The sequence below is a fragment of the Natrononativus amylolyticus genome (genome assembly GCF_024362525.1).
In the GTDB taxonomy this organism is placed as follows: domain Archaea; phylum Halobacteriota; class Halobacteria; order Halobacteriales; family Natrialbaceae; genus Natrononativus; species Natrononativus amylolyticus.
This window is the reverse complement of record NZ_CP101459.1, coordinates 152,382-176,641: the sequence shown is the minus strand read 5'-3', so window position 1 is coordinate 176,641 and position 24,260 is coordinate 152,382. Positions and strand designations below refer to the sequence as shown.

The 24,260-nt window shown below is 60.9% G+C and carries 25 protein-coding genes and 1 pseudogene; 14 read left to right on the top strand and 12 right to left on the bottom strand.

Annotated features, from left to right (window positions below; all coding sequences use genetic code 11):
* Window positions 1-90 precede the first annotated feature (90 nt).
* Window positions 91-1,317 (bottom strand): RNA-guided endonuclease InsQ/TnpB family protein, encoded by a 1,227-nt coding sequence (locus NMQ11_RS16265; protein ID WP_255171404.1) that lies wholly within the window; start codon window positions 1,315-1,317, stop codon window positions 91-93.
* A 276-nt stretch (window positions 1,318-1,593) separates the two neighbouring features.
* Between NMQ11_RS16265 and NMQ11_RS16260 the strand changes: the two genes are divergently transcribed.
* Window positions 1,594-3,825 (top strand): bacterio-opsin activator domain-containing protein, encoded by a 2,232-nt coding sequence (locus NMQ11_RS16260; RefSeq protein WP_255171403.1) that lies wholly within the window; start codon window positions 1,594-1,596, stop codon window positions 3,823-3,825.
* Window positions 3,826-3,872: 47 nt separating this feature from the next.
* Here the strand turns inward: NMQ11_RS16260 and NMQ11_RS16255 are convergent, their stop codons facing one another.
* Window positions 3,873-4,241: a CBS domain-containing protein gene (locus tag NMQ11_RS16255; protein WP_255171402.1), complete on the bottom strand. Its 369-nt coding sequence runs from the start codon at window positions 4,239-4,241 to the stop codon at window positions 3,873-3,875.
* Window positions 4,242-4,564: 323 nt separating this feature from the next.
* On the opposite strand from NMQ11_RS16255, the gene NMQ11_RS16250 reads away from it, so the two are divergent.
* The 3 genes from NMQ11_RS16250 to NMQ11_RS16240 all read left to right on the top strand — a co-directional run bounded on the left by NMQ11_RS16250 (window position 4,565) and on the right by NMQ11_RS16240 (window position 7,330).
* Window positions 4,565-4,906, top strand: a complete 342-nt coding sequence (locus NMQ11_RS16250; protein ID WP_255171401.1) for a cupin domain-containing protein — start codon at window positions 4,565-4,567, stop codon at window positions 4,904-4,906.
* A 92-nt stretch (window positions 4,907-4,998) separates the two neighbouring features.
* Window positions 4,999-6,327: an aminotransferase family protein gene (locus NMQ11_RS16245; protein WP_255171400.1), complete on the top strand. Its 1,329-nt coding sequence runs from the start codon at window positions 4,999-5,001 to the stop codon at window positions 6,325-6,327.
* Between the two features lie 103 nt (window positions 6,328-6,430).
* Window positions 6,431-7,330, top strand: coding sequence for a polysaccharide deacetylase family protein (locus NMQ11_RS16240; RefSeq protein WP_255171399.1), 900 nt, complete (start codon window positions 6,431-6,433; stop codon window positions 7,328-7,330).
* Between the two features lie 21 nt (window positions 7,331-7,351).
* Here NMQ11_RS16240 and NMQ11_RS16235 read toward each other — a convergent pair whose 3' ends face one another.
* The gene (locus NMQ11_RS16235) at window positions 7,352-7,597 is read right to left on the bottom strand and encodes an acetyl-CoA carboxylase (protein ID WP_255171398.1); all 246 of its coding nucleotides are present in this window, start codon (window positions 7,595-7,597) and stop codon (window positions 7,352-7,354) included.
* Between the two features lie 218 nt (window positions 7,598-7,815).
* Between NMQ11_RS16235 and NMQ11_RS16230 the strand changes: the two are divergent.
* Window positions 7,816-7,944 (top strand): annotated as a pseudogene (locus NMQ11_RS16230) (site-specific integrase); the annotation flags it as partial.
* A 52-nt stretch (window positions 7,945-7,996) separates the two neighbouring features.
* Here NMQ11_RS16230 and NMQ11_RS16225 read toward each other — a convergent pair.
* The 5 genes from NMQ11_RS16225 to NMQ11_RS16210 all read right to left on the bottom strand — a co-directional run bounded on the left by NMQ11_RS16225 (window position 7,997) and on the right by NMQ11_RS16210 (window position 11,788).
* On the bottom strand, window positions 7,997-8,395 hold the full coding sequence (locus tag NMQ11_RS16225) for a cupin domain-containing protein (RefSeq protein WP_255171397.1): 399 nt from the start codon (window positions 8,393-8,395) through the stop codon (window positions 7,997-7,999).
* Window positions 8,396-8,945: 550 nt separating this feature from the next.
* A complete protein-coding gene (locus NMQ11_RS16220) occupies window positions 8,946-10,475 on the bottom strand; it encodes a sodium:solute symporter family protein (protein WP_255171396.1) in 1,530 nt (509 codons plus the stop codon).
* Window positions 10,475-10,747 carry a hypothetical protein gene (locus tag NMQ11_RS16215; RefSeq protein ID WP_255171395.1) on the bottom strand — a complete coding sequence of 91 codons (273 nt, stop codon included), beginning with the start codon at window positions 10,745-10,747 and terminating at the stop codon, window positions 10,475-10,477. Before NMQ11_RS16215 ends, NMQ11_RS16220 begins: the two co-directional genes overlap by 1 nt.
* 166 nt (window positions 10,748-10,913) lie before the next feature.
* The gene (locus NMQ11_RS20235; RefSeq protein WP_425607721.1) at window positions 10,914-11,177 is read right to left on the bottom strand and encodes a glutaredoxin family protein; all 264 of its coding nucleotides are present in this window, start codon (window positions 11,175-11,177) and stop codon (window positions 10,914-10,916) included.
* A gap of 2 nt (window positions 11,178-11,179) precedes the next feature.
* Complete coding sequence (locus NMQ11_RS16210; RefSeq protein ID WP_255171394.1) at window positions 11,180-11,788, bottom strand: carboxymuconolactone decarboxylase family protein; 609 nt, start codon at window positions 11,786-11,788, stop codon at window positions 11,180-11,182.
* Window positions 11,789-12,057: 269 nt separating this feature from the next.
* On the opposite strand from NMQ11_RS16210, the gene NMQ11_RS16205 reads away from it, so the two are divergent.
* On the top strand, window positions 12,058-12,243 hold the full coding sequence (locus NMQ11_RS16205) for a hypothetical protein (protein ID WP_255171393.1): 186 nt from the start codon (window positions 12,058-12,060) through the stop codon (window positions 12,241-12,243).
* A 16-nt stretch (window positions 12,244-12,259) separates the two neighbouring features.
* A complete protein-coding gene (locus NMQ11_RS16200) occupies window positions 12,260-12,505 on the top strand; it encodes a hypothetical protein (RefSeq protein ID WP_255171392.1) in 246 nt (81 codons plus the stop codon).
* Window positions 12,506-12,783: 278 nt separating this feature from the next.
* Here NMQ11_RS16200 and NMQ11_RS16195 read toward each other — a convergent pair whose 3' ends face one another.
* The 3 genes from NMQ11_RS16195 to NMQ11_RS16185 form a co-directional block, all read right to left on the bottom strand.
* Window positions 12,784-14,352 carry a transglutaminase domain-containing protein gene (locus NMQ11_RS16195; protein ID WP_255171391.1) on the bottom strand — a complete coding sequence of 523 codons (1,569 nt, stop codon included), beginning with the start codon at window positions 14,350-14,352 and terminating at the stop codon, window positions 12,784-12,786.
* 609 nt (window positions 14,353-14,961) lie between these two features.
* A complete protein-coding gene (locus tag NMQ11_RS16190) occupies window positions 14,962-15,747 on the bottom strand; it encodes an ABC transporter permease (RefSeq protein WP_255171390.1) in 786 nt (261 codons plus the stop codon).
* Window positions 15,740-16,651: an ABC transporter ATP-binding protein gene (locus NMQ11_RS16185; RefSeq protein WP_255171389.1), complete on the bottom strand. Its 912-nt coding sequence runs from the start codon at window positions 16,649-16,651 to the stop codon at window positions 15,740-15,742. Before NMQ11_RS16185 ends, NMQ11_RS16190 begins: the two co-directional genes overlap by 8 nt.
* A gap of 96 nt (window positions 16,652-16,747) precedes the next feature.
* Here NMQ11_RS16185 and NMQ11_RS16180 point away from each other — a divergent pair, with 96 nt between their 5' ends.
* From NMQ11_RS16180 to NMQ11_RS16165, 4 genes are all read left to right on the top strand, one after another.
* Window positions 16,748-17,371 carry a TetR/AcrR family transcriptional regulator gene (locus NMQ11_RS16180; RefSeq protein ID WP_255171388.1) on the top strand — a complete coding sequence of 208 codons (624 nt, stop codon included), beginning with the start codon at window positions 16,748-16,750 and terminating at the stop codon, window positions 17,369-17,371.
* Window positions 17,372-17,653: 282 nt separating this feature from the next.
* Entirely contained in the window at window positions 17,654-17,986 is a 333-nt protein-coding gene (locus NMQ11_RS16175) for a DUF5789 family protein (RefSeq protein ID WP_255171387.1), read from the top strand.
* 292 nt (window positions 17,987-18,278) lie between these two features.
* The gene (locus tag NMQ11_RS16170) at window positions 18,279-18,647 is read left to right on the top strand and encodes a nuclear transport factor 2 family protein (protein ID WP_425607720.1); all 369 of its coding nucleotides are present in this window, start codon (window positions 18,279-18,281) and stop codon (window positions 18,645-18,647) included.
* A 759-nt stretch (window positions 18,648-19,406) separates the two neighbouring features.
* Window positions 19,407-20,642: an MFS transporter gene (locus NMQ11_RS16165; RefSeq protein WP_255171386.1), complete on the top strand. Its 1,236-nt coding sequence runs from the start codon at window positions 19,407-19,409 to the stop codon at window positions 20,640-20,642.
* 192 nt (window positions 20,643-20,834) lie between these two features.
* On the opposite strand, the gene NMQ11_RS16160 is transcribed toward NMQ11_RS16165, so the two are convergent.
* Window positions 20,835-21,533, bottom strand: coding sequence for a hypothetical protein (locus tag NMQ11_RS16160; protein ID WP_255171385.1), 699 nt, complete (start codon window positions 21,531-21,533; stop codon window positions 20,835-20,837).
* 118 nt (window positions 21,534-21,651) lie between these two features.
* Here NMQ11_RS16160 and NMQ11_RS16155 point away from each other — a divergent pair, with 118 nt between their 5' ends.
* The 3 genes from NMQ11_RS16155 to phnC all read left to right on the top strand — a co-directional run bounded on the left by NMQ11_RS16155 (window position 21,652) and on the right by phnC (window position 24,242).
* Window positions 21,652-21,972, top strand: coding sequence for a cupredoxin domain-containing protein (locus NMQ11_RS16155; protein ID WP_255171384.1), 321 nt, complete (start codon window positions 21,652-21,654; stop codon window positions 21,970-21,972).
* A 209-nt stretch (window positions 21,973-22,181) separates the two neighbouring features.
* Window positions 22,182-23,345: a phosphate/phosphite/phosphonate ABC transporter substrate-binding protein gene (gene phnD, locus NMQ11_RS16150; RefSeq protein WP_255171383.1), complete on the top strand. Its 1,164-nt coding sequence runs from the start codon at window positions 22,182-22,184 to the stop codon at window positions 23,343-23,345.
* Window positions 23,346-23,411: 66 nt separating this feature from the next.
* Window positions 23,412-24,242 carry a phosphonate ABC transporter ATP-binding protein gene (gene phnC / locus NMQ11_RS16145; protein ID WP_255171382.1) on the top strand — a complete coding sequence of 277 codons (831 nt, stop codon included), beginning with the start codon at window positions 23,412-23,414 and terminating at the stop codon, window positions 24,240-24,242.
* Window positions 24,243-24,260: the final 18 nt, after the last annotated feature.

The following is a 24,260-nucleotide window of genomic DNA, read 5'->3' as shown; positions in this document are numbered from 1 at the left end:
TGTCCCCGAACGGGGATACGCTCACCAGTCGTCGGCCACGCGTCAACAACCCCGACCTCAAGGGTTGGGGCTTGTCAGTGAACTCCCGCTCTAACTGCTGAGTGCAGTCGGTCTAAACTGACCATTCGCGTTCACGGTTCCTGACTTCAGGGCTAGTTGACTGGTAGCCCGTCCAGACCCAGACTTGAGCCAGTTCTGGACAAGACGCCACGCCACGTTCCGAGCCGCATTGTAATCCGCGTGCAACTCCTTTCCGCACTTCAGACACTCGAACTCGTCACCATCGCGGTTATCTTCGTGGGTGAACCCACACTCACCGTGACTACATCGTTGAGACGTGTACTGCGGCGCGACGGTTTCAACTCCGATGCCGTATTCTTCGGCCTTGTACTCGACCTGTCGCTGGAGTTCTTTGAACGCCCACTGCTGGAACTTCGAGGCATTCGAAATGCGCGTCCAGATCCACGTCAACCGCTCGAACGCGATATGCGTACAGTCGTTTATGCGGGCTTCTCGAACAATGCCGTTCGATACGTCGTGCAAACAGTGGCGACTCCACTCGGCGAACCTGTCACCAATTGACTGGATGGTAAGGTGCGCCGAGCGCGTCCCCGTCTGTTGCAGGTTTCCACGGCGGCGTTCGTACTCGTCGCGTTTGTGGTTCAACTCGTCCGCGTTTCCAAGGAACGCCCCGGTGCTAGTGACGGCGAGGGAGCCGTCCACGTTCAAATCAACGCCGAGAACCACTCCGTTCTCGGTCTGCTCGTCGGTAGAATCAGTGTCGTCTACGTGTTCAACGGCAACGTGGAGGTAGTATTTACCGTCACGCTTGTGGAGCGTTGCTTCTCGTTTCTCCCACTTGTCCTCGTTCCAGTACTCCTCGAACGGCGTTCCCTCGTCGTCGTGTGGGAACACGTATTCGGCGTGGATTCGTCCGTCTACCGTCGAGAGAGTACAGTGGTCGTCGTTGTACGTTATGGTGTTTGAGTTGTAGGTGACGACCGTGCCCTTGAACTCGGGCTTGCTCGTGTTCTTGCCGTCTTCGAGCAAGTCTTTGCAATTTGAAAGGGCGTTGGCTGCGAGGTTGCGAGCGGATTGGACGTGTCCGCCGGTGAGTGGGCTGTCGTCGCGGATGTCGTGGTAGGTGGCTTCGTTGAGGTGGTTTTTGTTGGTGATGATGTCGTCAGGGTCGTCGCTCCAGCCGTAGTCGATGACTGGTTCGGTGACTCGGCGGAACTCGTCAAACGTGGCATCCACTACGGGGTGGTGTTCCTCGGGGATGTCGAGTTTGACTTGGATATTCCTGACGACGGTCACACTCTATTAGAGATCGAACTATTATTTAAAGCTACTTATTGGGTGTGAGATCGCAGCACGTGGTGTGTATCATTCCGTGACGGGCTTCACCCCCGAGGTCAAGCCTCGGGGTTCTCGCCCTGCACCGCCTATAGACTGCGCCCCTACACTGTTTGGAGATACGCTCCGCGACTGGCGCCGTTAATGCCTGCTCTCCCTCGAGAGTACTCGAGCGGAGCCGACTCGACTTGCCTCCGCCGCCGGAGGTTTGATGTACGCGGAGCCGGTTGAAAACCTATGTCCTCGGACTCTCTCACCCCGGCCCTTCGGGAAACGCGGGCGCTGTTCGCGAAGGCCGGGATTCCGTTGACAACGACCGAGGTCGCAGCGGATCTCGATCTCGGCCGGCGGAGTACGTACGAGCGCCTCGAACGGCTCGTCGAGCGCGGCGAACTCGAGACGAAAAAGGTCGGGTCCAGCGCCCGGGTCTGGTGGCGAAACCCGCCCGACCGAGACGATACCGAGGACGCGACTGTCGCCCGACGCTCCTCCTCGCCGACAGACGACACCGCGTTCGAGGTCGACACGGGTGCGGAACTGTTGCAGCTCGCGCTCGAGGCGGCCGATATCGGCATCTGGGAACTCGACCTCGAGACGGAGGCGTCGCCGACTCGATCCCCCCATCACGACCGGATCTTCGGCTACGACGAACCCCTCGAGGAGTGGGGTATCGAGCGATTTCTCGAACACGTTCACCGGGACGATCGAGAGCGAGTCGCCCGGAGTCTCGACGAGGCGTTCGAGACGGGTGAGTGGGCGCTTCGGTGTCGAATCATCCGGCGCGACGGGGAACGCCGCTGGATCGAGACACACGGCGGGTTCGCCTTCGAGGACGACGAACCGGTCCGAGCGGTCGGCACCGTCAGGGACATCACCGAGCGAACGGAGCGAGAACGCGCCCTCGAGGAAACCCGCCGCCAGTACCGGACGCTCGTCGAACACTTCCCTAACGGCGCTGTCGCGCTCGTCGACGAAGCGTGTCGATACCTTTCGTTCGGCGGCACGCTGGAAGGGAACACGTCGGTTCCGAGGACGGAACTCGAGGGAAAACCGATTTACGACGTGTTGCCACCCGCTGTCGCCGAGGTCGTCGGCCCGCACTACGAGGCGGCCCTCGAGGGCGACTCAGCGACGTTCGAGGCCACGATCGACGACAGGAGTTACAGGTTTCACTTCGTCCCCGTGCGCGACGACGACGGCGAGGTGTTCGCGGCGATGGGGATGTCACAGGACGTGACAGAGCAGAAAGAACGCGAAGCGCTGCTTCGAAGCGCCAAGTCACAACTGGAGGCGCTGAACAGCCTTCACGAGGTCGTCAGCGACATCACCGACGCGGTCATCGAGCAGTCTTCGCGCGAAGAGATCGAGGAGATCGTCTGCCAGCGCCTCGCCGACTCCGAGTCGTATACGTCAGCGTGGATCGGCGACGTGGACGTCAGGCGCCAGGTCGTCACCATACGGGCCGGGGCCGGCGTCGAAGATCGCGTGGACGAAACCACTATCACCGTCGACCCGTCGGGACGGGGGCGCCACGATCCGGAGGGGCGAGCCCTCCGGGAGGGTGAGACGCGGGTGCTCCAGAACGCCGGCTCCGATTCCGGACTCGCTGGCGAGTGTGGCTTCGAGGCCGCCGCAGCCATTCCGATCGCTCACGGCGGAACCCACTACGGCGTGTTGTGCGTGTACACGGACCGCCCGAACGCGTTTACGGACGACGAACGGGCGGTGATCGGTCAACTCGGCGAGGTCGTCGGCCACGCGATCGCCGCCATCGAGCGCCAGCGAGCCCTGCTGAGCGACGAGGTCCGCGAACTCGAGTTCCAGATCAACGACTTCTTCGCCCCGGTCGCGGAGTCGCCGGACGTCGCCGGGACGATCACGCACGAGCGGGCCGTTCCGGCCGGCGACGGGGTCTTCCTCGAGTACGGGACCGTGACAGGGGCGGCACTCGAGGCGATGGAAGCGGCGGTCGCCTCCGACGCCGTCCCCCACTGGCAGTCCGTACAGATCCTTCGGACCGACGGCGAGACGCGCCAGTTCGAACTCACGCTGGTCGATCCGCCAATGTTCTCGACGATCACCGGCTACGGCGGCTACATCGAAGCGGCGCGGATCGAGGACGGCGACTACTACATGCGCGTCCACCTCCCGCCGAGCGCGGACGTTCGCCACGTCGTCGAGTCGATCCGGGAGGCGTATCCCGGCGTCGAACTCGTCAGTCAGCGACAGGTCGACCGCGGCCGCGCGGCCGAGGGGATCGGCGGTGTCGTCTTCGACCTGCTTACCGATCGCCAGCGGACGTCGCTCGAGGTGGCGTACTACGCGGGCTATTTCGCCTGGCCCCGTGACTCGACCGGAGAGGAGGTGGCCGACTCGCTCGGCGTCGCCGCACCCACGTTTCACCAGCACCTTCGGACGGCACAACGGCGCCTCATCCGGGTCGTGTTCGACGACGCGGACGCTGCCTGAGCGTCGTGCGGGCGGGACTTACCGCTAAGAGACGGCGACAGGCCGTATCAGGCGATGTGAGCGGCGATATCGGTCGAGGAGATCATCCCGATGTAGTCGTCGTCGGCGACGGGGAGGTGTTTGATGCCGAACGTGGTCATCATCGCGGCGACCTCCTCGAGGAGGAGTTCCGGTGGGACGGTTTCGACGCCCTCGGTCATCACGTCGGCGACCGCGAGCGTTTCGGGGTCGCGGCCCTCGGCGACGACCTCGAGGACGTCGGTGCTGGTGACGATCGACGGGGGTTGGGTGGTCACGACGAGCGCGTTGATGTTCTTCTCGCGCATCTGCTTGGTGGCCGCTCTGACCGTCGCCGAAGCCGAGATGGTCTCGAGGGGCGTGGACATGACGTCTGAAACCGGAGTTCCTGCATCCATACCGGAGTCGACGAGTTCGATGCGTATGGTTCTTTCTCGACCGGCCCCAGGCGTTCAGTTCGATCTGGGTGCTCACCCAGTCGCTCGGCTCGGCCGTGCTGGGCGTCTTCCTCGAGCAGGGATACACCTACGACGCGGTGTTCGTCGGGCGGCGGTCGCACTCGGCTCGGTGATCGGGGTGCTGGTGTTCCTCGAGCGCGGGACGACTGCCGAGTTGATGGCGCGACCGGGACTTCTCGTGCGGTACGATCAACAGTCCGCTCTCTTGTCGGACCGCCCGATGTCACAACGCCCATAGTGGTCGCCGCACGCAGTCACACGGGATGATCGACATCACCTCCTGGACGAACCCGGTGAAGGTAGAGACGGCGTACGACGGGATCGAACGGCGCGTGCTGGCGTACACCGACGAGCTGATGCTCGTCCACTACACGGTCGAGGAAGGTGCGGAGTTTCCGGTACACGAACACGACGACACCCACCAGGCGGTGTACGTTATCGCCGGCAGCGTCGAGCTCCTCGGCGAACGCGAAACCGTCCTCGGTCCGGGCGATTCGTTCGTCGTCGGTCCGGGCACCGAACACGGCATCGTCGGGCGCGCGCCGCGAACGGAGCTGATCGACGCGTTCGCGCCCCCGATAGACGACTATCGCGGCGGCGAGTGAGCCCGCCGCTTCCGAACGCGCGGCTCCCCTGGCGCCCGAAAGAAACCGGTACGACAAGCTATTTGGGAGTCTTCGACGCTCTTTCGGTATTCATGACGATGTTCTACAAGTGGGGCGCCGGCCGTCACCCCGATCACCCGACCGTCACTCACGCCCACGACGAGTACCTCGTTACGGAGTCGGGAGCGGAGCTGATCGACGCCGCGGCGGGCGCGGCGGTCGTCAACTTCGGCCACTCGCTCGAGGGCGTCGACGAGGTCATGGCGAGACAGGCCGACCGCGTCGGCTACGTCTCGACGTCGTACTTCACGACGCCCGCGGTCGAATCGCTGGCCGACACGCTTGCGTCGATGGCCCCCGGCTCGCTGAACAATGCCTTTCTCTCGAACTCCGGCAGCGAGGCCGTCGAGACCGCGATCAAGCTGGCGCGTGACTACCACGTCGCCCGGGGCGACCACGCCCGAGAGACCGTCATCGGGCGCTGGCAATCCTACCACGGCGCGACTCTCGGCGCCCTCTCGGCGTCGGGGAACACCGGCCGACGGACGACGTACAAACCGCTGCTCCGGAACTGGCCGAAGATCCCGCCGGCGTATCCCTACCGCTGGCCCCACGAGGGGACGCCGACAGAGCAGGCGGTCGCCGCCGCCGCGGAACTGGAGCGACTCATCAGACAGGAGGGTCCCGAAACCGTGGCGGCGTTCATCGCGGAGCCGGTCTCGGGCTCGAGCATCCCCGCGGCACATCCACACCCGGCGTACTACGAGGAGGTCCGCCGAATCTGCGACGAGTACGGCGTGTTGTTCATCGCCGACGAGGTGATGGTCGGCTTCGGCCGAACCGGTCGCCTGTTCGCGTGCGACCACTTCGACGTGGTTCCCGACCTGATGGCGCTCGGGAAGGGGATCGCCGCGGGGTACGCGCCGATCAGCGCGACGATGGTCCGTGACCGCGTCGTCGAGGCGCTCGAGGACGCCGATCAGCCGTTCTACCACGGCCACACGTTCAGCGGAAACCCCGTCTCCTCCGCCGTCGCAGATCACGTGCTCGAACTGTACACGCCGGCGCTGCTCGAGGGGGTGCGCGAGCGCGGCGACAGACTCGCCGCCGGACTCGAGTCGCTCGCGGAGAGCCCCATCGTCGGCGAGGTGCGCCAAATCGGCCTGCAGATCGGTATCGAACTCGTCGCCGACAGGGAGACGAAAGCGCCGTTCGATCCCGACGCGGAGGTGCGAACGCGCGTGTTCGACCGCACCTTCGAGAACGGCGTCTACGTCTACCCCGGCGGCGGCAGCGTCGACGGCCACCGCGGCGACCACCTGATGCTCGCACCACCGCTGAACAGCAGCGACGCGGCGCTCGACCGGATCGCCGGGGCGACGGTCGAGGCGGTCGACCACGTCGCCGACCGGTACATCTGAGAGCGATACTCGAGTCTCGCCCGCACTGAACAGGTCGGCACGTGGGACGGTCAAGGGAGCCGTGAAACAGTACTTTACCGCTCGTTGGTGCGAGCAACTAGCCATGGGTACTGTAGACGTCGCAATCGGTGTCGACGCGGACTGTGTCGCCGGCTGGCTCGGCTCGTACGGCGGTGCCGACTCGCCTGCCGACCTCTCTCGAGGGTTAGCGGCCGGCAACGAAGGCATTCCGCGAATGCTCACGCTCTTCGAGGAGACGGGGATCGAGACGTCGTGGTACGTCCCCGGTCACACGATCGAGACGTTCCGCGACGAGATCGAGGCCGTCGCGGCCGCCGGCCACGAACTCGGGGTCCACGGTTACTCCCACGAGAACCCGACTGACCTCTCGCGGGAACAAGAGGACGCGATCCTCGAGGTCTCGATCGACCTCATCGAGGACGTCACTGGCTCGCCGCCGACCGGCCACCGCGCCAGCTGGTGGGAGTTCAGCGACAACACGCCCGACCTGGTCGAGAAGCACGGCTTTCTCTACGACAGCAGCCTCATGGAGCGGCAGTTCGAGCCGGGCTGGATGCGCAAGGGCGACAGCTGGGAGAAGATCGACTACGACAAGAACCCGGAAACCTGGATGGAACCCTACCAGTACGGCGAGGAGACCGACGTCGTCGAGATTCCGATCAGCTGGTACCGCGACGACATCCCGCCGATGCTGTTCATCAAGCAGCCGATCTACCACGCCGGCTACAAGGACCCGGAGATGATGTACGAACAGTACTACAAACGGCAGTTCGACTTCCTCTACGACCGGCGCGGCGCGGGCGTCTACACCTTCACGATTCACCCGGACATCCACGGGCTCCCGCACATGATCCCGCTGTTCGAGGAGTTCATCACCTACGTGCAGGGCCACGAGAACGCGAGGTTCGTCACCCTCGAGACCGTCGCCGAGACGTTCAAAGACGACCCGTCTACGTACGAAAGCGAGAGCGAGTACGTCTGAGATCCCGAAGCGGCGGCGCGCTCAACTGGTCTCGAGAACGAGCAGGTCGTCGCCAGCGTCGACCTCCTGTTCGTTCTCCGCGCGGAATTCGGCGACCGTCCCGTCGGCCGGCGCGGTGATGTCGTGGAAGTTCTTCATCACGCCGACCAGCCCGAGGACGTCCCCCTCGGTGACCTCCTCGCCCTCGGTGACGAACGGCTCCTCGTCCGGGTCCGGTCGCGTGTAGAAGACTCCCGGCATGGGTGACTGGATGTGTTCTGTTGCCATCGTACTCACTGAGCCTATAGCGTCCGTATACATAGGCTTTGACGCTGCTAGAATTCCCCTCGTACCGCCGTAACCCCCGAGACTCCGGCGGTCGACTGGACAGTGTTGAATCGTACACAGATCGTATTTATCGAAATGCTTATAATGCGATTGCTTTGCTAGTCGTGCTGAATACAGAGCGCAAATGTGGCACGAGCTGAGGTCGATTTTTGGGAGTAGTAATCGCCGACGAGCAGGGGAGTTCGGACCCGTCTGTCGTTCTGAAAAACTACCTGTCGGAAGGGGAACACCGGCGCTACCGACGTGAGCTCATGCGAAAGCGGCTCGAGGAGGTGTTTGAGGTGTGATTTCAACGGTACACACTATCTCTCACCACATCGTGGGAGGCTTGAATGCGCGTTAGTCAGCTCCTGTCTGGTCCTCAAAGACGGCATCATCGCGAACATTCGGTGCACCGATGGCGAAGATTTCTGCTGGTTCAAGGGCGGTGATTTGGCGCCATGGACCGGGATCAATGACAACAACATCACCTGCTTCGACTTCGAACTCCTCTCCATCCACTTCAACACGGCACCTGCCTTCAACGATGAAGAACACTTCTTCTTGCTTCTGCTGAGTGTGACGCGGTACAGCTTGTCCTGTCTCATAATAGAAATAATTGAACCGAAGTTCACGTGGCCGTGGGTCGCCCCGAGCGCGTAATTCGTACCCCAGCGATTTGACCATCGGAACGGAGGAGTTTTTCGTACGTCCCTCTACCTCAGTGAGGCTGATTTTTGAATACCTCTTCGACGGCATTTGAACCTAAATACTCACGTATCGCACTTAGCGATAGCGCAGTGGCCGGACAGCGTTTCGGCCACGTGCTCAGGCTTCTCGCACTCGCCGACGGTGGGTTCGCGGTGCCGAGCCCCTGAATTACTCGGGAAACACGGTGTCTCGCCACCGTCACGTTCGACCAACGCCGGTTGATCCTGAAACGACGCTGTAAGAGTACCAATTTCGACGTCGACAGAGACTATTCCAAGCCCCACGAAGCGCGTTGCGGTGTCGGCGAAACCATCTAGTGTGAACGCGGCACGGCAGCGACACAACTGACGCTCCGGAACGCCGACCCATGGACAATATCACAGAGGAATGCCCACATCAAAGCAAGCGAGCTTACAAGAGAGGTAAGCGAAGTGTTCGAACACAAACAAGACGTGAGCGTAGTGACCCGATCGAGTCTAAAATCATGTCAGGTGAGCCGTTCAACGCGAAGTAAAAACAACCAACAGCAGGAACCCGCACGGTCGATGGGTTAACACCCGATCGGAAACTCGTCCCTTGGGAGTCGGCTCATACGCTGTCAGTCGTCGGCTGGTACGTTCGCGTCAGTCTGCCAGCCGCGTTCTCGTGCGTAAGCGATATAGCCCTGAACCCGGTCACGGTTCGCCGTCGGGACGGGATCGGTGAGTAGGCTCACTCCCACAAAGAGTGTGACGTTCAGAATGAGGCCGTAGAATCCAGGAACGGCCTCTGGCAGGATCGCTGGCACCGACACCACACCGAGGTAGAGCACCGCAGTGACGGTCACGCCCGATACGATGCCGGCGAACGCACCTTCGGTCGTCGCCCGCGACCAAAAGAGGGCACCAACGACGAGCGGCATCAATTGAGCGGTGCCGTCAAGGGCCATACTTAGTACGATTGCAAGCAGGCCGAAGTCCTGGATTGCGAAAACATACGAGATAACGCCGAGGATTGGGATCAACACCTGTGCGAGGCGCGTTTCGGTTCGGCTATCAACGTCGTCAGTAAACTCCTCATACCAGTCCCGTGTGATAAGTACGGAGACTGCGTGCATCTGGGCGTCTTTTGTGCTCATCGCCGCGGCTAGCGCCCCGGCAACGACGATTGAAGCGAACCAGACAGGGGTAAACTCATAAAGAACTGCCGGCACTGCCGAATCCGGATCTGCAAGGTCGGGAAAGTGTGTAACCGCGGCGAACGCAAAGATTGGAAGGATAATGTAGAAACCGATCAGGTATGCGGTTCCACCAACGGCAACAGACTTGATCGTTGTCGGCGACTTCGCAGAAAAGTATCGCAGGAAGATGTGTGGGGACATCATCATCCCCAGGCCGATCATGAGTGCGTAAGATGTGTACCAAACTGGTTGCATCGTCCCCTCTGGACCAGGGAGAGTCACGTGCTCTTCAAACGACAGTGTGAGCTCCGTGAGAAATTCCGCCGGACCGTGGTACGTAGAGGCAAGAAAGAAGGCAGCGGCTATCCAGACGGCCAGGATCATAAACACGCCCTGAACAGTGTCTGTCCACGCAATTGAACGCATTCCACCAAGCCAGACATAGATGACGCCAACGGCAAGTAAAACGGCGGCACCAACTTCGAAGCTCACAAGCCCGCCAGTCGCCGTCTCAAAGATAATTCCCCCTCCCATGAGTTGAAGTGCGACATAGGGGAACGTAAACAGAATCAGAACAAGACTGGCGAACAGCCCTAAGATGCGCGAGTTGTAGAAATCGCGAAGCAGATCAGCAGGTGTGATGTATCCGTGTTTCTTCCCAAGTAACCAGATTCGCGAACCGAGGACCCAGAATATCAGCCCGGACATGACTAAAAATCCGGTCGCTGCAAGCAAGAGGCCGATGCCGTTTTCATACATGAACCCGGACGCACCAAGGAACGCAAATGCTGAGTGGTAGGTTGCCGCGTACGTGAACAGGAGAACAACGATTCCGAGCCCTCGGCTAGCGGTCATCCAGTCCTCAACGCTGACTTTCCCAACGCGCCAGCCTTGATAACCGAGAGCCAGCACGATAACAATGTAGACACCAATTGTCGCTAATGCGACTGCTGATTGAGTATCGACCATCAGTCATCCCCCTCAGTAGCATCTATTTCATGTACAGTCGAGTCCGTCGGAACTGGTGTCTCTTGTTGTCTGAGTTCCGGTGGCACCTGATCCGGACCGATCCCGAAGAGATTCAGGCGAACCGTCACGTAGAGCACTGCAATGCCGATTGTTCCCCAGGCGATGGCCCAGAGGTACAAGAGCGGATACCCCGCAATCAGTATCGGTTCGTTCACAAGCCACAGCACCGGCGGTAACATCGCTCCAGCAAAGGCGACGTATGCTGCGATCACCACGGCCTTTTCGGAAGAAACGGGCATAACTCGTAATGAGAACCGGTCTGCTTGAAGCCGGTGTTACTGGGGCCATTTGCCCGTGATAATAGATAGTGGCAAAATTACGCAGGAGTTCAGTGACTCTGATGAGCTCACACTATCGATGGCGATGAGGTACCTGCTACTACCCAGAGAACTCGTTCTCTAGAGCTTGCTCGAGCCGATCAACGGTCGGCACACCCTGTAGCTGGGTGTCGCCGACGATAACCGTTGGAACCGACAGTACACCAGCGCTGAGTGCCTTAGAACGATCGGATTCAATATCAACGATTTCGACCTCAACCCCGTGTTCATTGGCTACCTCACGCGAGATCTCAATCGCTTCTGGGCACCGGCCACAGTCAGAAGCGGAGAATACCTGAACGCAGGGTGACTCTGATTTCGCCATTGTCACTCATCAAGGCCCTGTGAACCAACCAGATAATCATCTTCAGTCATGCCCTTAGCGACGACACCTGTCGCCTCTTGGAACAGCGCTGTGTGGACGTGGATCGCGACGGAGTCGATCAGTTCAACGATCTCCTGGTCCGAGAGACCAACCGAACGGAGTCGGTCGACGTTTTCTTCCTCGATCGCATGGTGGTCTGTAGCTAGCGTTTCGGCGAATCGAAGTACTTCGTACTCTTGTTCGGAGAACGCCGATTCTTCAATCTCAACTTCGCGTAGTTGTTCGATCTCCTCATCATCGACACCCTCACCGGCCAGGCGAGATGTGTGGAAGAATCGACACCCCTCACACTCCATCACGCTTGCGGTCACGAGTGACACCTTCGATTTGAGTTCAAATGGGAGTACCCCAGCACGATAGGAATCTCGCATATGGGGCCAAAACGCGGCAAGTGAATCTGGCGACGTCCCGTAGGCCAGCCACATCTTATTAAGATTCATTTCGTCATCCATCTCTCCCTTACGGGTCTCGATGATCTCTCGATAGATCTCTTTGACCTCTTCCGGTGCTTCTTCGGGATAGGCAAGATCAACATACGCGTCGTCGCTCATACATCCCAAATCAGGATACTGCCGCAAAACGATTCGTAAACGAGGGAATCTTGCCTCTCGTAACCGATATGAGTGGTTTTTGCCGCAATTGCAGACTTCGACTTGATCATAGCTTCTCGTAGTACCCAGAGAAATCACGAGAAGCGTACTGGCGCTCTGTCGGGGATTCGGCACAACGGTAGATATCGAACCGCCCCTGGTTGTTAGTATGCTGCGAGCGGCCCGTCTATGCCGAGAACACCACGTACATTTACTACCCAGACGCCGGCGTGGCGGACCCGGACTGGACGATCCCCGACCGGGTGGACGTGCTGTACGAGACGGACGACGGCGTCGTCGGCGAACGTCCCGATGCGCGGTCCCATCTCGAGAGCGAAGTCAGGCTGATGCACACCCTCGTTATCTCGAATACGAACCGCCCGCCGTACGAACACGTCGACACGCGGGAGAACTGACTCGCGTACGATCGAGGTGTACGAACCACAGGACGCCTGGCGGGACGGCAGCCGACCGTATCGGCTAACCAACACCGGTGGCGAGGTACACATCGACGCGGAGACGGGCGAGATCCTGGCCGTCGACATCACCTACGGTATGACGCGAGCGGAGACGTACGCCGATTTCCACCTTAATGATAACGAGACGGTGACGATCGAGATCACGTACGCGCTCGACGCCGACGGGGGCGATGCCGACGAACCGGCGTGGGTCCGGTAGATGATTCTCATACTGTGGAAATCACAGCAGCCAAGAACTCGATCTCGCCAGTTGGAAGCGTCCTCAGGCGTCGGTGTCGTCGGTTTCCTGCTCCAGAAGGGCACGTACCCGGTCGAAGTGGTTGCTGATGCGTTCAGGTATCGACTCGAACTCGTCCTCGCTCACAGGTCGCTCCTATCTGTCACTCCGTGCCATTTCTCAAACCTCTTGATGAATCCTTCGGCGTTCTCGCGTGAACTACCCCGCCCTGCTCGGCACCCGTCAGGGTGGGGAGGATGTCAACGTGTGTTCGAGGCCGGAAGCTCGTAGGTGTCCGGGTAGCCGTTGAGGCCGGCGTATCGGTGGAGGTCGGACGTGGTGGTGATGTAGGAGCTATGATAGAGTGAGCTACTGTAGTTCCCAACGAACGAGTCATCCATACTATTGGTCACGTCAACCCAGACGTATTCTGTATCAGGGAGTTCTTCAGCGATGTCGGGTCGTTCGGACTCGAACATCGAGGACTCATCGATGTTGGTGAGGGTTTCCAGGTCGAGGTCTCGGGCATCAATGAGGGAGACTTCGTGAGCGTAGTCTCGGACGTAGGTAGTCATGTAGGCGGTTCGGATGTTGAAAGGAGCGCATCGGAGGATGGCGTTGTAGAGGAACGTCCATTCGGTACAGTTTCCGGTTTGTTCGAAGAGTGTGCCCGTTGGGGCGTTTCGGGCTTGGACTTCGCCTTCACTGTAGCCCATTGCGTTGATGGTGTAGGCAATGGCGTCGAGTCGGTGGTACTGGTCGATGATTCCGGCGGCGGTGGTTGCGTCCCAGAGGGTGTGAGCGAAGTCTCCGATGTAGGAGTAGTCTTCGACGTTGTGGACTCGGGACAGGCCGAGTCCGTTGAAAACCATGTAGTTTTTTACGTCAGCGTGGTCGTAGATGTCTCGGGAGTCGGAGAGTTGACGTTGATAGTCGTCGAGTTCGTGTTTCGGGATGGTGTAGGTCCCTCCAAATCGGACGATCTGGAACGGGAGGTCTCCGGGCCGCATGTAGGGAACCGTAAAGATGCCGAGGTACTCGGTGTCGTATTCGATAAGGTCGTAGGTGGCGTAACGGATGTTGTTCTGGTCTTGGCGGAGGTCGTACTCGTCGCCGTCGAGGTACAGGATGCCGTCGTCGTTGCTGAGCGAGTAGGGGAGGGGCTGGTACTCGTGGTGGGTCAGGAGGAGGACTTCTGGGCTGTCAGTGTCGGCAACAGTAACGACGACATCGCCGACGAGGTGCAGCGGGGCGTCGAAGTCTTCGGGGAGGTCGAACGTGATGGTCGTCGACTCGTAGGTGAGGTCGTCTGCATCGACGTCGTCATCCTCGGTGATCTCGATGTTCGGCTCGAGCGTCTCGATGAGGAGACGTTCGGTGTCTCGACGGGGCTCGTACCGGCCATCGCTATCGGTTTCGAACAGGTGGAGGGTGATGTCGAGCGGGCGGACAACTGCGAGATCCGCTTCGACGGTGACGCCAGTCTCGTCGATACTGACGGCGATGGCCTCGGTTTCGGGAGGACTCTCGAGAGTGTGTTCGATTCCTCGGTACTGGGGGAGTTCGTACACGCTGGTGGGGGTGGCGTCGGAGGGGGCGATCCACGCGGGGGCAGTGTCCCGGTAGTCGTACCGCTCGGCGATACCGTACCAGTCGTCGTCTCGTTTTCGGGGCGCGTCGCTCGGCTCGTCACGGTCACCGCTCGGACGCCCATCCGTGGTTTCACTCGAGCCGAAGAGATCACTGGTACAGCCGGCAAGTGCAGCAAGTCCGGTAGCGCTTCCGACGAGAGTGCTCCGGCGAGAATAGCGACTGCGAGAGGGCTTCATCACCGGAGGATGACTCCAGAATAATATAATATTGTCTACTACTAGTTGCACAGGCCAACGAGACCGATTGCGTGACTCCGTGTATCCCCCAGGACAACTGGACGTAGAGATATCCGCACCGGTGAGTTCGGCCAATTCGGTGCGGGTGAACCCATCGAACGGTTCATTCACGAGGTGGTGGAGGATAGCTTGCATCGCCCGGTATCGAAAGAGGCGTTCCTCCGGAAACGGGAAATCAAGAAGCACCGGCGACTCTGTTTGCATACTATCCAAGCGGTGGTGCAGAAGTCCTCTCAAGGACGCAGTAGGATGGATTTGATGTGTCCAGCACCAAGTTCTCACGGAGACCCCGTGTTCGCCCCCGAATCGAGGGGGCGAACACGGGTACATGAGCCACCTGAACTCCTGAAAGGCGTCCTTCATTGCTTCTGCCACGACATCTACGCCCGATGGACGGGAACTTCACAGAACGACAAGGAGGAAGCCCACGGCGTTAGCCGTGGGAGGAATCCGACATCCCCTCTCTTGAGTGGGGCAGCGCGATTGTTTCGGCTCAGCGGACGGTCGTGCCCGCCACTGAAACGAGGAGAAAACGCAGACGGAGCGGAGTTAGATATCCCGCCGTCGGAAGAGGAGTTGGCTGACGAGCAGCAAAACCACGAAGAGCGCGAGCAGGATTCCAGTGTCGGCGAGGTCGTACGTGCCGTCGATGAGAATCGGCGTCGGCTCGTAGTAGTACGTCGGACTGATGTACTGAATCCACTCGAAATCGCTCGCGCCGCCGACGACTGACTCGACGAGGAAGAGCGCGAAGACGAGACCGATCGCGGCTCGCTCTGCGATGGCGGTTCGATCGACGAGTACCGAGCAAACCACGCCGATCGCCGCACAGACGAGCAGGTACGGAATCGACAGCAAATGAACCAACGCGAGGTGCGTCGGATCGATCGTCTCGCCGATCGCCAACACCAGCACGTAGGTGACGGCGCCGACGACGACGTTGAGCGCGACGAGCGGCAGCAGTAACGAAGCGACCTTCTCGGCGAGCAGCCGCGACCGCGAGACCGGCAACGAGAGCAACAGATCCATTCGCTCTCGCTCGACGTCCTTCGCGATGAGTCCGCCGGCCGTATACGCGAAGTACAAGCCCAGCGCGAGCAGCCACACGAAGTTATAGATCTGTGAGCCGAGGAACCCCTCGATCGTCGCCATCGTCTCGATGCCGAACGCGTCCATCAACGCGGGCGGCATCGATTCGAGCATCTGGTCGTAATCGACGCCCTCCAGGACGGTGAAGTACCAGACGATAAATGCCACGTAGAGACTCAGTGCGATCGCCAGAACCGCCGTTCCTCGAACGCGACGGCTCGCCTCGTACCGGGCGGTTTCAAACACTGGTCTCCACCTCCTGACCGGCCGTCTCGGAACCGTCCGTCCCGTAGTAGTGCATGAAGACGTCCTCGAGCGGCGGCTCGCTGATGTCCACCTCGCGGACGTCGTGGGATGCGAGCTCACGGAGCAGCGCGTTGTAGTCACCGGTGTAGATGAACTGAACGCCGTCGGCGAATGTGCTCACGTCGATGACGCCGTCGAGAGCAGTCAGTTCCGAACTGGCCTCGTCGGACGTCTGGACGCGAACGCGCTTGCCGCCCTGATCGAGCAACGTCTCGACGTCCTCGAGGCCGACGAGTCGTCCCTCGCGGAGGATGCCGACGCGATCGCAGACCCGCCGGACCTCGCTCAGTACGTGCGAGGAGAAGAAGATCGTCGTTCCGCGCTCGGCCCTGACGAACTCGTTGAACGCCTCCTGTTTGAGCGGGTCGAGCCCCGACGTCGGCTCGTCCATGATGACGAGGTCGGGATCGTGCATGAACGCCTGGACGATCCCGAGCATTCGCTCGTTTCCCGTGGAGTACTCCCGGATCGGGCGGTCGATCGGCGGCGTGAAGATTTCGAGCAGTTCGTCCCGGCGTGTGTCACCCTTGATCGACGCGTGATAGTCGAGGACCCGCTTGCCGGTCACCCCCTCGTCGAACCCGAGGTGGGCCGGCAGGTAACCGATCCGACGTTTCGCCTCGAGCAGCGCGGCTTCGTCGCGAACGTCGGCCCCGAGCACGGTCGCGGTTCCCGCGGTGGGCGAGAGCAGGCCGAGTAGCGTACGAATCGTCGTCGTCTTCCCGGCTCCGTTCGGTCCTAAAAATCCGAACACCTCCCCCTCTTCGACGGTAAACGAGAGGGAATCGGCACCGAGGACGCTCCCGTAGTCCTTCGTTAGATCGGCCACTTCGATGACTGCCATATCTCTAGCTTGACTTCATGAATAGATATCTTTTACGGTCATGAGGTCATGACCGGTGACCGAGTTAGTTATCAAGTTTCAGCGCTAAAAATAGCCATGCACGGCTTTAGCGACGAGGAGCGGGATCGGATCCGGGAAGACCTCCTGGAGGTCGGACGCGAGAAGGTCCTCGCGTTCGGATTGAAGAAGACGAACGTCGCGGACATCACCGAGCCCGTTGGAATCGCCAAAAGTTCGTTCTACCTGTTTTTCGACTCGAAAGCCGAACTATACCTCGAGATCATGCGACACGAGGTCGACGAGTTCACCGAGAGCCTCGATAACGAACTTGACGGCGTCGATGACCCTCGCGAGGGGTTCGAACGGTTGTGCTGGTGCTACAAGGCGTTCGTCGAAAACAATCCACTCGTCCAACAACTGTTCCGCGAAGACGACTACCGGATGTTTCGCGATACCGTTCCACCGGAGCGACTCGCGGAGATTGCACAGGAGGGCGTCAGCGAAATCGTTCCGTACATCGAATTCTTTCAGGAGCGCAGTGACGGGTTGCTCGCGGAACGCGATCCGGTAACGATTCTCGGAATGGTGGGAACGATCGAACTGCTGGCGCTCCACCGGGAAGATTACGAAGAGTACGACGAAGACTACTACGAGCAGGTACAGGAACTGCTCATCACCACCCTCGCTACGGGATTGACGGCCGATCGACCGAGTGATTGACGGTCGAACGACCGAGTAGCCGAGGAGTGGACCGCTACCCCGGCGTAGCGTGAAGCCCGCTGCTGCTCGTTGCGAAAGGCGTAGGCAGTTCGCAGTTCTTCGGCCGCGGTGTCTCTCCGTTCCGTACCGGGTTGGCGAATCGAACTGTACAGGAGGTATCCAATCCCGAGAATTACCCGAGCGAGAGGACTGCAACTGTACCGATCTTACGAGAGGTCTGTGGAGGCGGTCGTACCGATGAGCGACCACACCGTTATCCGAGTCGGTCGCCTAGTGCACGCGATGGCAGACGACAAACAGGGCCGGAACAAACAAGCGGATGACGAAGAGCGACGCCAACGAGAGCGTGAGATGGCGGAGGCACGTACTCGCGGTGACGAAGCCGAACCGATGCGCGATGACGCTGTCGACCAGCTTGGTGAGCTCGACGACGCACTCGAAACCCATGACTATCCGACCACGACGGAGGACTTGATCGAGGCCTATGGCGACTATGAAATCGAAACACAGGGTGGATGGGAATCCCTCAATGAAGTGCTTTCCCCAACCGACACCCAAACGTACGTCTCCGCCGATGACGTTCGAAGGCGGATACGGGGACGCATACGTCGCTGATCAAGACGCCCCACTCTCCCCGCGTCTCGCCAGTCAGGCACCCCCGGCACTGATCGGATCTCCTCTGTACTGAGCGATCACAGAAATGCAAGGAGAAAGCCCACGACCTCAGTCGTGGGTTACTGACAATTTGAGCTAACTCTCGTGGTACTACCGGGAGGAGAAAACCGGTCGAACACAGTCAAACCCCGAACCGGTCGCTGCCCGTCACCCCGGGTTTATCAGTCCAGTGATGGTTGATGGTAGCGTGTCACAAACCACCAAAGACGTCGTGGATCGGTTTCGGCGAGCGATGAACGACCACGATCTCGAGGCACTGCTCTCGTGTTTCCACGAGGACTATCGAAGCGAAACGCCGGCCCACCCCGACCGATCGTTTACAGGACGTGCCCAGGTTCGGAAGAACTGGATACAAATGTTCGAGACGACTCCTGATCTGGCGGTCGAGTTTCCGCGAACGACGATCGACGACGATGTTGCCTGGATCGAGATGCGGATGTCCGACACGCAAACCAACGGCGACGAATTGGACGTCCGTGGCGTCGTCATCAAGGGTATCTCTAGAGGCCAGATCGAATGGGGACGGATTTATCTCGAACCTGTTCAGCACTCTGAGGACGTGACGTGGGAAGAAATCTACGCAGGGGACGAAGACGGCTAACCAGTTGACGAGATCTCGACTGGACCAGATCGTATTCACGTCACGAAATATGACTGCTCGAGAGCTGCGAGTCGGGATCAGTTCTGTCCACCCACCTCCGTAGTGGTCGCGTCAGACGCTCGTTTCAACACCCCTATCGTGTCAACCAACCACAAAGCTCATACCAACGACAGAGAGACACGTGATGTACGGGGGAACTCCACTCACGGTGCCTTCTTTGCGCCGCCCCCGAGGTCGCATGCACTGGTCGGGGACTGCCCCTTTCCCCGACTCACCCATCGAAGCCAGAGCCGCGGCTCGAGGGTAGTCCCTACCCAGGTATGAGCGTGCACGGAACCCACCGCAGCTCGCCCGTCGAACTGTGACACAGCGTGTGCTAGTGGCGCCGTCGCTTCCATACAGTTAGTCCGTGTTGGTTCAGCGTGCATCCGAGACAGGACTCCATCCGAAACGAATCTCCAGTGGAACCGGATTCTCCAGTGGAAGCCATCTCTCCACTCGAACTACTCGAACCAGCCGAAGCCGTCCCCCACACGTTTGACGCGCACCTCATGCATCACATTCGCTTCGTCTCGAGTCACAGCAGGAACCGAAGCGGCCGCGAAGAAAAAACCGAATCTGTCGATGGTACGCGGCCGGGTACGGCTGATCGCAGGGGCGGGGTGGCGACGAACGTACCAGTCACCGAATCAGTTATTTTGCTCGTCCTGATAGAGTGTGCCACTCTCCCTGGAGTCCCGGTCGGACCGGAGAACGGCCATGACCACGCGCGACTACGATGACGAGACGATCGCGTCGATCTACCTCCGGGTCGCCTCCGATCACCAGATCGCGCTGATTTTGGCAACGACGCTCACCGGAATGCTCGAGGCGGCCCTCGCACCGGCGCTGCCCGCCATCGCCAGCGCCCTCGGTGTGTCTGACAGTCGCGTCGGGCTGCTCATCACGTTCTTCAAGGTGCCGTCGATCCTCGTGATTCCAATCGGTGCGGTCGTCGCAGATCGGTACGGACGGCGGGCCGTGTTGTTGCCGTCGCTCTTTCTGTTCGGGTCCGGAGGGGTGGCAATGTACTTCCTCGAAACGTTTGCGCTGCTCCTCGCGTTCGCGGTCGTCATGGGAGTCGGTGCAGCGGTGATCTTCCCGATCACGGTAACGATGCTCGGGGACATCTGCACCGGGCCGGCCAACGCCGCCGCGCAGGGGTTTCGGGTCGCGATCGTCGGCATCGGCGCGATTTCGATTCCGGCGCTCAGCGGCTACCTGTCGGGGCTCTCGTGGAACGCCCCCTTCCTGCTGTTCGCGCTCGCGTTTCCGATGCTCATCGGTGCCCACCTGTTCTTGCGCGAGACGATTCAGCCGACCGTTTCCGCAGGCGACGGGCTCGGCGTCCGCTCCGTGACACGCCAGTACGGCGGTGCGATACGGAACGAACTGCTCGAACCGAGCCTCAGAATCCTGGTGGTCGGCGGCTTCGTCCGCGGGTTCATCCGGTACGCCGTGTTGACGTTCATCCCCCTGTTCGCCGTTCGCGTCATGGGCGCGTCGCTGTTCGAAGCCGGCGCGCTGCTGTCGATCCGGGGGTTCGCGTACGTCTTCGTCTCGCCGATTTCAGGGCTCATCGTGGCGCAGATCGGCCGTAAACGGGCGTTGTTGGCGTCGATGGCCGTCAGCACCGGCGCGCTGATCGCGATCCCGTTCGCGCCCGATCTGGTGGTCCTGTCGGTGTTCGTGCTGTGTTACTTCGTCGGCGATGCGCTCTTCGACCCCGTGATGAAAGACACCGTGACGTCGATGGGACACCCCGAGTACCTCGCCGGGATCGTCAACACCCTGTACACGCTGAAACGTGCCGGGCAGACGGTTTCGCCGGTGCTCTTCGGCTTCGTGCTCGCGGTAACTGGCTACGAGGCGCTTTTCGTCCTCGCCGGCGTCGTCGTGTTCGCCTACTTCGTCGCCTTCCGCGCGACGTTCGCGTTCGAGCGCCCGAGCGCCTGAGCGCGAGCGGAAGCGAGCGGACGCAAGGCAGCGTTCGAGCCGCCCACCGTTTCGGTCGGGTTGGTACTCGAGTGACTCGAAGAGCCCGGACTCCTCGACAGTCCCGACGGACCTGGCAAGCCGCCGTCGACGGCGTTCGGCCGATCCACCGCGACGACGAGCGCTGACGTTTCACGACGGGGCGCACGACCGTCAGGACGAGCCGAACCGCGTTCGAAGTCGTTCCATAAGCGGTCGCATCTTTCGGTGTCGATCGCTCTCCCACGCGACCGCGCCAGTCTCGTCGAGGGTGTATATCGGCCGCTTCGCGTGTGACACGCTCAGGTAGACGTACCGGGACTCTCCGTCGGCGCCGAACCGGGCGACCGTCGGTTGGGCCCAGTCGCTCGAGTGGGCGGCGACGAGCCGCCCCTCCTCGAGTTCGTAAAGGTAGGTCGTGTTGTCCGGCGGCTGGGTCTGGACGACCGCGAGCGAGCCGTCCCCGGACAGGTCGCCGTCGGCGACGTTCGCCTGGTACGACTCATGTAGCTGACGGGTTCCGGTCGAATCGAACACGTGAACGCTCCCGTTCAGATCGTCCGCGTCGCCGCCGCCGAGAATCATGACGGTTCCTTGCCGGGAGACGAGGCCAACGATCGACGACGCCACGCGCTTCGTCCACCGCAGGTCGCCGTCTGAGAACAGAAACACGCGCGAGCCGTCGCCTCCGATGGGCGACCCGTACGCGACCCGCCACGCGCCGCCGTTTGACTCATGGGTCCGACAGAAGTACGTCGAGCCGTCGTACTCGAGCGTACCCCGGTTCGTTAGTTCGCTGTGCGTTTTCCACGGTCCACGCACCTCCCAATTCAGCCCCGGCGGCTCAGGGTCTGCGTTTCTGCGCAGCCTCATCGACGTCTGTACCGTACACCCAGGGTCGGATAAGGATTGTGTGTGATTCGCCGGCGAACGAGCCGACGCGCCGGTTTCGCCGCTCGGGCGGCCGCCGATCAGCGAGCAACGTGCCCCAGTGCTTTACAGAAGTGCACGGAGAACGCCCCGAGGCTTGACCCCGGGGCGATTCACCCGAATTGAGACGCTAATATCCCCTTACCCGGCGAGCGACAGGCTCGAGCACCAAGAATCGTTCGCGCACGCCGTTCTCGAGGAAGGAGTGTACGACTACGTCTGTACGCCACACCAGACGTGGATGTACGGAACCGTGGTCGTCGGCAGCCCCGATCCGGCGTCGGAGCCGGGGCTCTCCAACCCCGACGAGGACGGCGAACTGGAACCGGGTGCACTCGGGGCGCTCGACCAGGCCGTCGAGAGGCTGCTCCGCAGCGAGTGAAGGTGTCCACTTCGAACGGCTTCCTCCCGGTACAGGCGGGCAGCGGTGGGTGTGGGTGGGCGATCAGCGGACGTGCGAGCGGTTTTTCGTGACGGTTCGCGTCGGAGAAAAGAACGAAGTGTTCGATTTTCGGGATAGTTGGGCGATATATGTTCTCTGTTGATAGCAAGAGTAACACATATGTTTATCCGTGAGGGATCTTCGTCAACATGGCCAGAGATAACAGACCACATTGTAGTATCTGCCGGCGAAAGGTACTACTCGGGACGGGTGCAGCAGTAACGACCGGTCTCGCGGGGTGTCTCGGAGACGACGATCCAGCGGATGACGACACCGCTGACGACTCAGCTGACGACGCGGCGAACGGCGACGACGCCGGCGGTGACGACGAGTTCGAGGATTTCGACCTCGACGATCCGGTGTTTCCCCAGACGATGCAGACGCTCATCGACGAAGGGTTCGTAACCGGAAGAATGGAGGACATCGATGCCTTCGAGGAGCAGGACGAACCCCACTACGGGAGCGATATCCGCGAAGTGGAGGGCGAAGACGAGATCATCGAGCCGAGCACGCTCCAGTTCGCGCTCACGCCGACGGAGGACCCGGCGCTCTACGCGGACATGGTCGATCCGATCCTCGAGAACATCGAAGAGGAGACCGGCTACCCCTGCGAGAACAACATGGTGGACAGCTACGCCGCGCAGGTCGAGGCGATGCGGGCGGACCAGCTTCACATCGCCGGCTTCTCGACTGGTGCGGTTCCGTTCGCCGTCAATCTCGCGGGCGCGGTGCCGTTTTCGATCCAGGTTTCGGAGGACGACGCGGGGTATCGCCTGTGGGCGATCACCCACATGGACCACGAGGACATCAACTCCGTCGAGGACTTCGCGGGGCGCAACGGCGCTCACGGCGACCCGGCCTCGAACTCCGGGAACCTAATGCCCCGAGCGCTGTTCGACGAGGAGTTCGGCGTCGAGCCCGAGGAGGATTACTCGGTCGAACACGTCGGCGATCACGAGAACGTCATCCTCTCGGTCTACCATCAGGACTACGAGGTTGCGCCGGTGTGCAGCACCTGCGTCGCTCGCGTCGCAGAGCGCGGTGACGTCGACGCCAACGACATCAAGGTCGTCTGGTCGAGCGATCCGATTCCGACGACGGCGTTCTCATACAAGTACAACCTGCCCGAGGACGTCCAAGAGGGAATCGAACGGGCGTTCCTCGAGTACGACTACTACGACACCGAGTTCGCCGAGGAGTTCGAGGGACGCGGCGAGTTCATCGAAATCGACTACGCGACTCACTGGCACGACATTCTGGTCACCCACGAGGACAACGACATCGACCTCGACGACCCCGCCGATATCGACTGACGAGCGACTCTCTGCCGGTCGTGTTGCTCTTCGGTCGTCGAACAAGACGGTACATAGACGGTACACATGTTACAAATACGAAATCTGGAAAAGGTCTATCCGACGGGGGACGAGGCGCTGAAAGGCGTTTCGATGGACGTAGACGGAGAGGAAGTTGTCTCGATCATCGGTCCCAGTGGCGCGGGAAAGAGTACGCTCATTCGGTGTATCAATCGGCTCACCGAACCGACGGGCGGCTCTGTCAGCCTCGACGGGACCGACGTAACGGCGCTGTCGAAGAAGGAACTGCGCGACGCACGACGGGACATGGGAATGATCTTCCAGGAGTTCAACCTCGTCGAGCGGCTCACCGTGATGGAGAACGTCCTCTCGGGCCGCGTCGGCTACGTCAACACGTGGCAGGCGCTTCGGCGGGACTTCCCGCCGGAAGACGTCCAGCGGGCGTATGAGATCCTCGAACGCGTCGGTGTCAGCGGCATGGAGAACAAGCGCGCCGACGAGCTCTCCGGCGGGCAGCGACAGCGAATCGGCATCGCGCGCGCCGTCCTTCAGCGGCCGAAGATCCTACTCGTGGACGAGCCGACCAGCTCGCTCGACCCGGAGACGTCGTTCGCGGTCATGGAACTCCTCACGGAGATCGCGACGGAAGAGGGCATCCCGGTCCTGATCAACATCCACGAGGTCGAACTCGCACTCGAGTACACCGACCGGATCGTCGGACTCGCGGACGGAGAGGTCGTCTTCAAGGGAACGCCCGACGAGCTCGACCAGGACGCGCGCGACGTCATCTACCGGTCGGGTGAAGCACGCGAGGAATCGACGCCAGCCGAACAGGTCGAAGAGCAGCAATCCCCGTCGGTCGAGATCACCGACGCGGACAGAGAAACGTCGTACTAGTCGCATGGTCGTACCCTA

What these genes read in the sequence shown, in the direction of transcription:
- NMQ11_RS16260 (WP_255171403.1), top strand. Translation starts at nt 1,594, where the DNA reads ATGTCCTCGGACTCTCTCACCCCGGCCCTTCGGGAAACGCGGGCGCTG.
- NMQ11_RS16255 (WP_255171402.1), bottom strand. Translation starts at nt 4,241, where the DNA reads ATGGATGCAGGAACTCCGGTTTCAGACGTCATGTCCACGCCCCTCGAG.
- NMQ11_RS16250 (WP_255171401.1), top strand. Translation starts at nt 4,565, where the DNA reads ATGATCGACATCACCTCCTGGACGAACCCGGTGAAGGTAGAGACGGCG.
- NMQ11_RS16245 (WP_255171400.1), top strand. Translation starts at nt 4,999, where the DNA reads ATGACGATGTTCTACAAGTGGGGCGCCGGCCGTCACCCCGATCACCCG.
- NMQ11_RS16240 (WP_255171399.1), top strand. Translation starts at nt 6,431, where the DNA reads ATGGGTACTGTAGACGTCGCAATCGGTGTCGACGCGGACTGTGTCGCC.
- NMQ11_RS16235 (WP_255171398.1), bottom strand. Translation starts at nt 7,597, where the DNA reads ATGGCAACAGAACACATCCAGTCACCCATGCCGGGAGTCTTCTACACG.
- NMQ11_RS16225 (WP_255171397.1), bottom strand. Translation starts at nt 8,395, where the DNA reads ATGCCGTCGAAGAGGTATTCAAAAATCAGCCTCACTGAGGTAGAGGGA.
- NMQ11_RS16220 (WP_255171396.1), bottom strand. Translation starts at nt 10,475, where the DNA reads ATGGTCGATACTCAATCAGCAGTCGCATTAGCGACAATTGGTGTCTAC.
- NMQ11_RS20235 (WP_425607721.1), bottom strand. Translation starts at nt 11,177, where the DNA reads ATGGCGAAATCAGAGTCACCCTGCGTTCAGGTATTCTCCGCTTCTGAC.
- NMQ11_RS16210 (WP_255171394.1), bottom strand. Translation starts at nt 11,788, where the DNA reads ATGAGCGACGACGCGTATGTTGATCTTGCCTATCCCGAAGAAGCACCG.
- NMQ11_RS16195 (WP_255171391.1), bottom strand. Translation starts at nt 14,352, where the DNA reads ATGAAGCCCTCTCGCAGTCGCTATTCTCGCCGGAGCACTCTCGTCGGA.
- NMQ11_RS16185 (WP_255171389.1), bottom strand. Translation starts at nt 16,651, where the DNA reads ATGGCAGTCATCGAAGTGGCCGATCTAACGAAGGACTACGGGAGCGTC.
- NMQ11_RS16180 (WP_255171388.1), top strand. Translation starts at nt 16,748, where the DNA reads ATGCACGGCTTTAGCGACGAGGAGCGGGATCGGATCCGGGAAGACCTC.
- NMQ11_RS16175 (WP_255171387.1), top strand. Translation starts at nt 17,654, where the DNA reads ATGGCAGACGACAAACAGGGCCGGAACAAACAAGCGGATGACGAAGAG.
- NMQ11_RS16170 (WP_425607720.1), top strand. Translation starts at nt 18,279, where the DNA reads ATGAACGACCACGATCTCGAGGCACTGCTCTCGTGTTTCCACGAGGAC.
- NMQ11_RS16165 (WP_255171386.1), top strand. Translation starts at nt 19,407, where the DNA reads ATGACCACGCGCGACTACGATGACGAGACGATCGCGTCGATCTACCTC.
- NMQ11_RS16160 (WP_255171385.1), bottom strand. Translation starts at nt 21,533, where the DNA reads ATGAGGCTGCGCAGAAACGCAGACCCTGAGCCGCCGGGGCTGAATTGG.
- phnD (WP_255171383.1), top strand. Translation starts at nt 22,182, where the DNA reads ATGGCCAGAGATAACAGACCACATTGTAGTATCTGCCGGCGAAAGGTA.
- phnC (WP_255171382.1), top strand. Translation starts at nt 23,412, where the DNA reads ATGTTACAAATACGAAATCTGGAAAAGGTCTATCCGACGGGGGACGAG.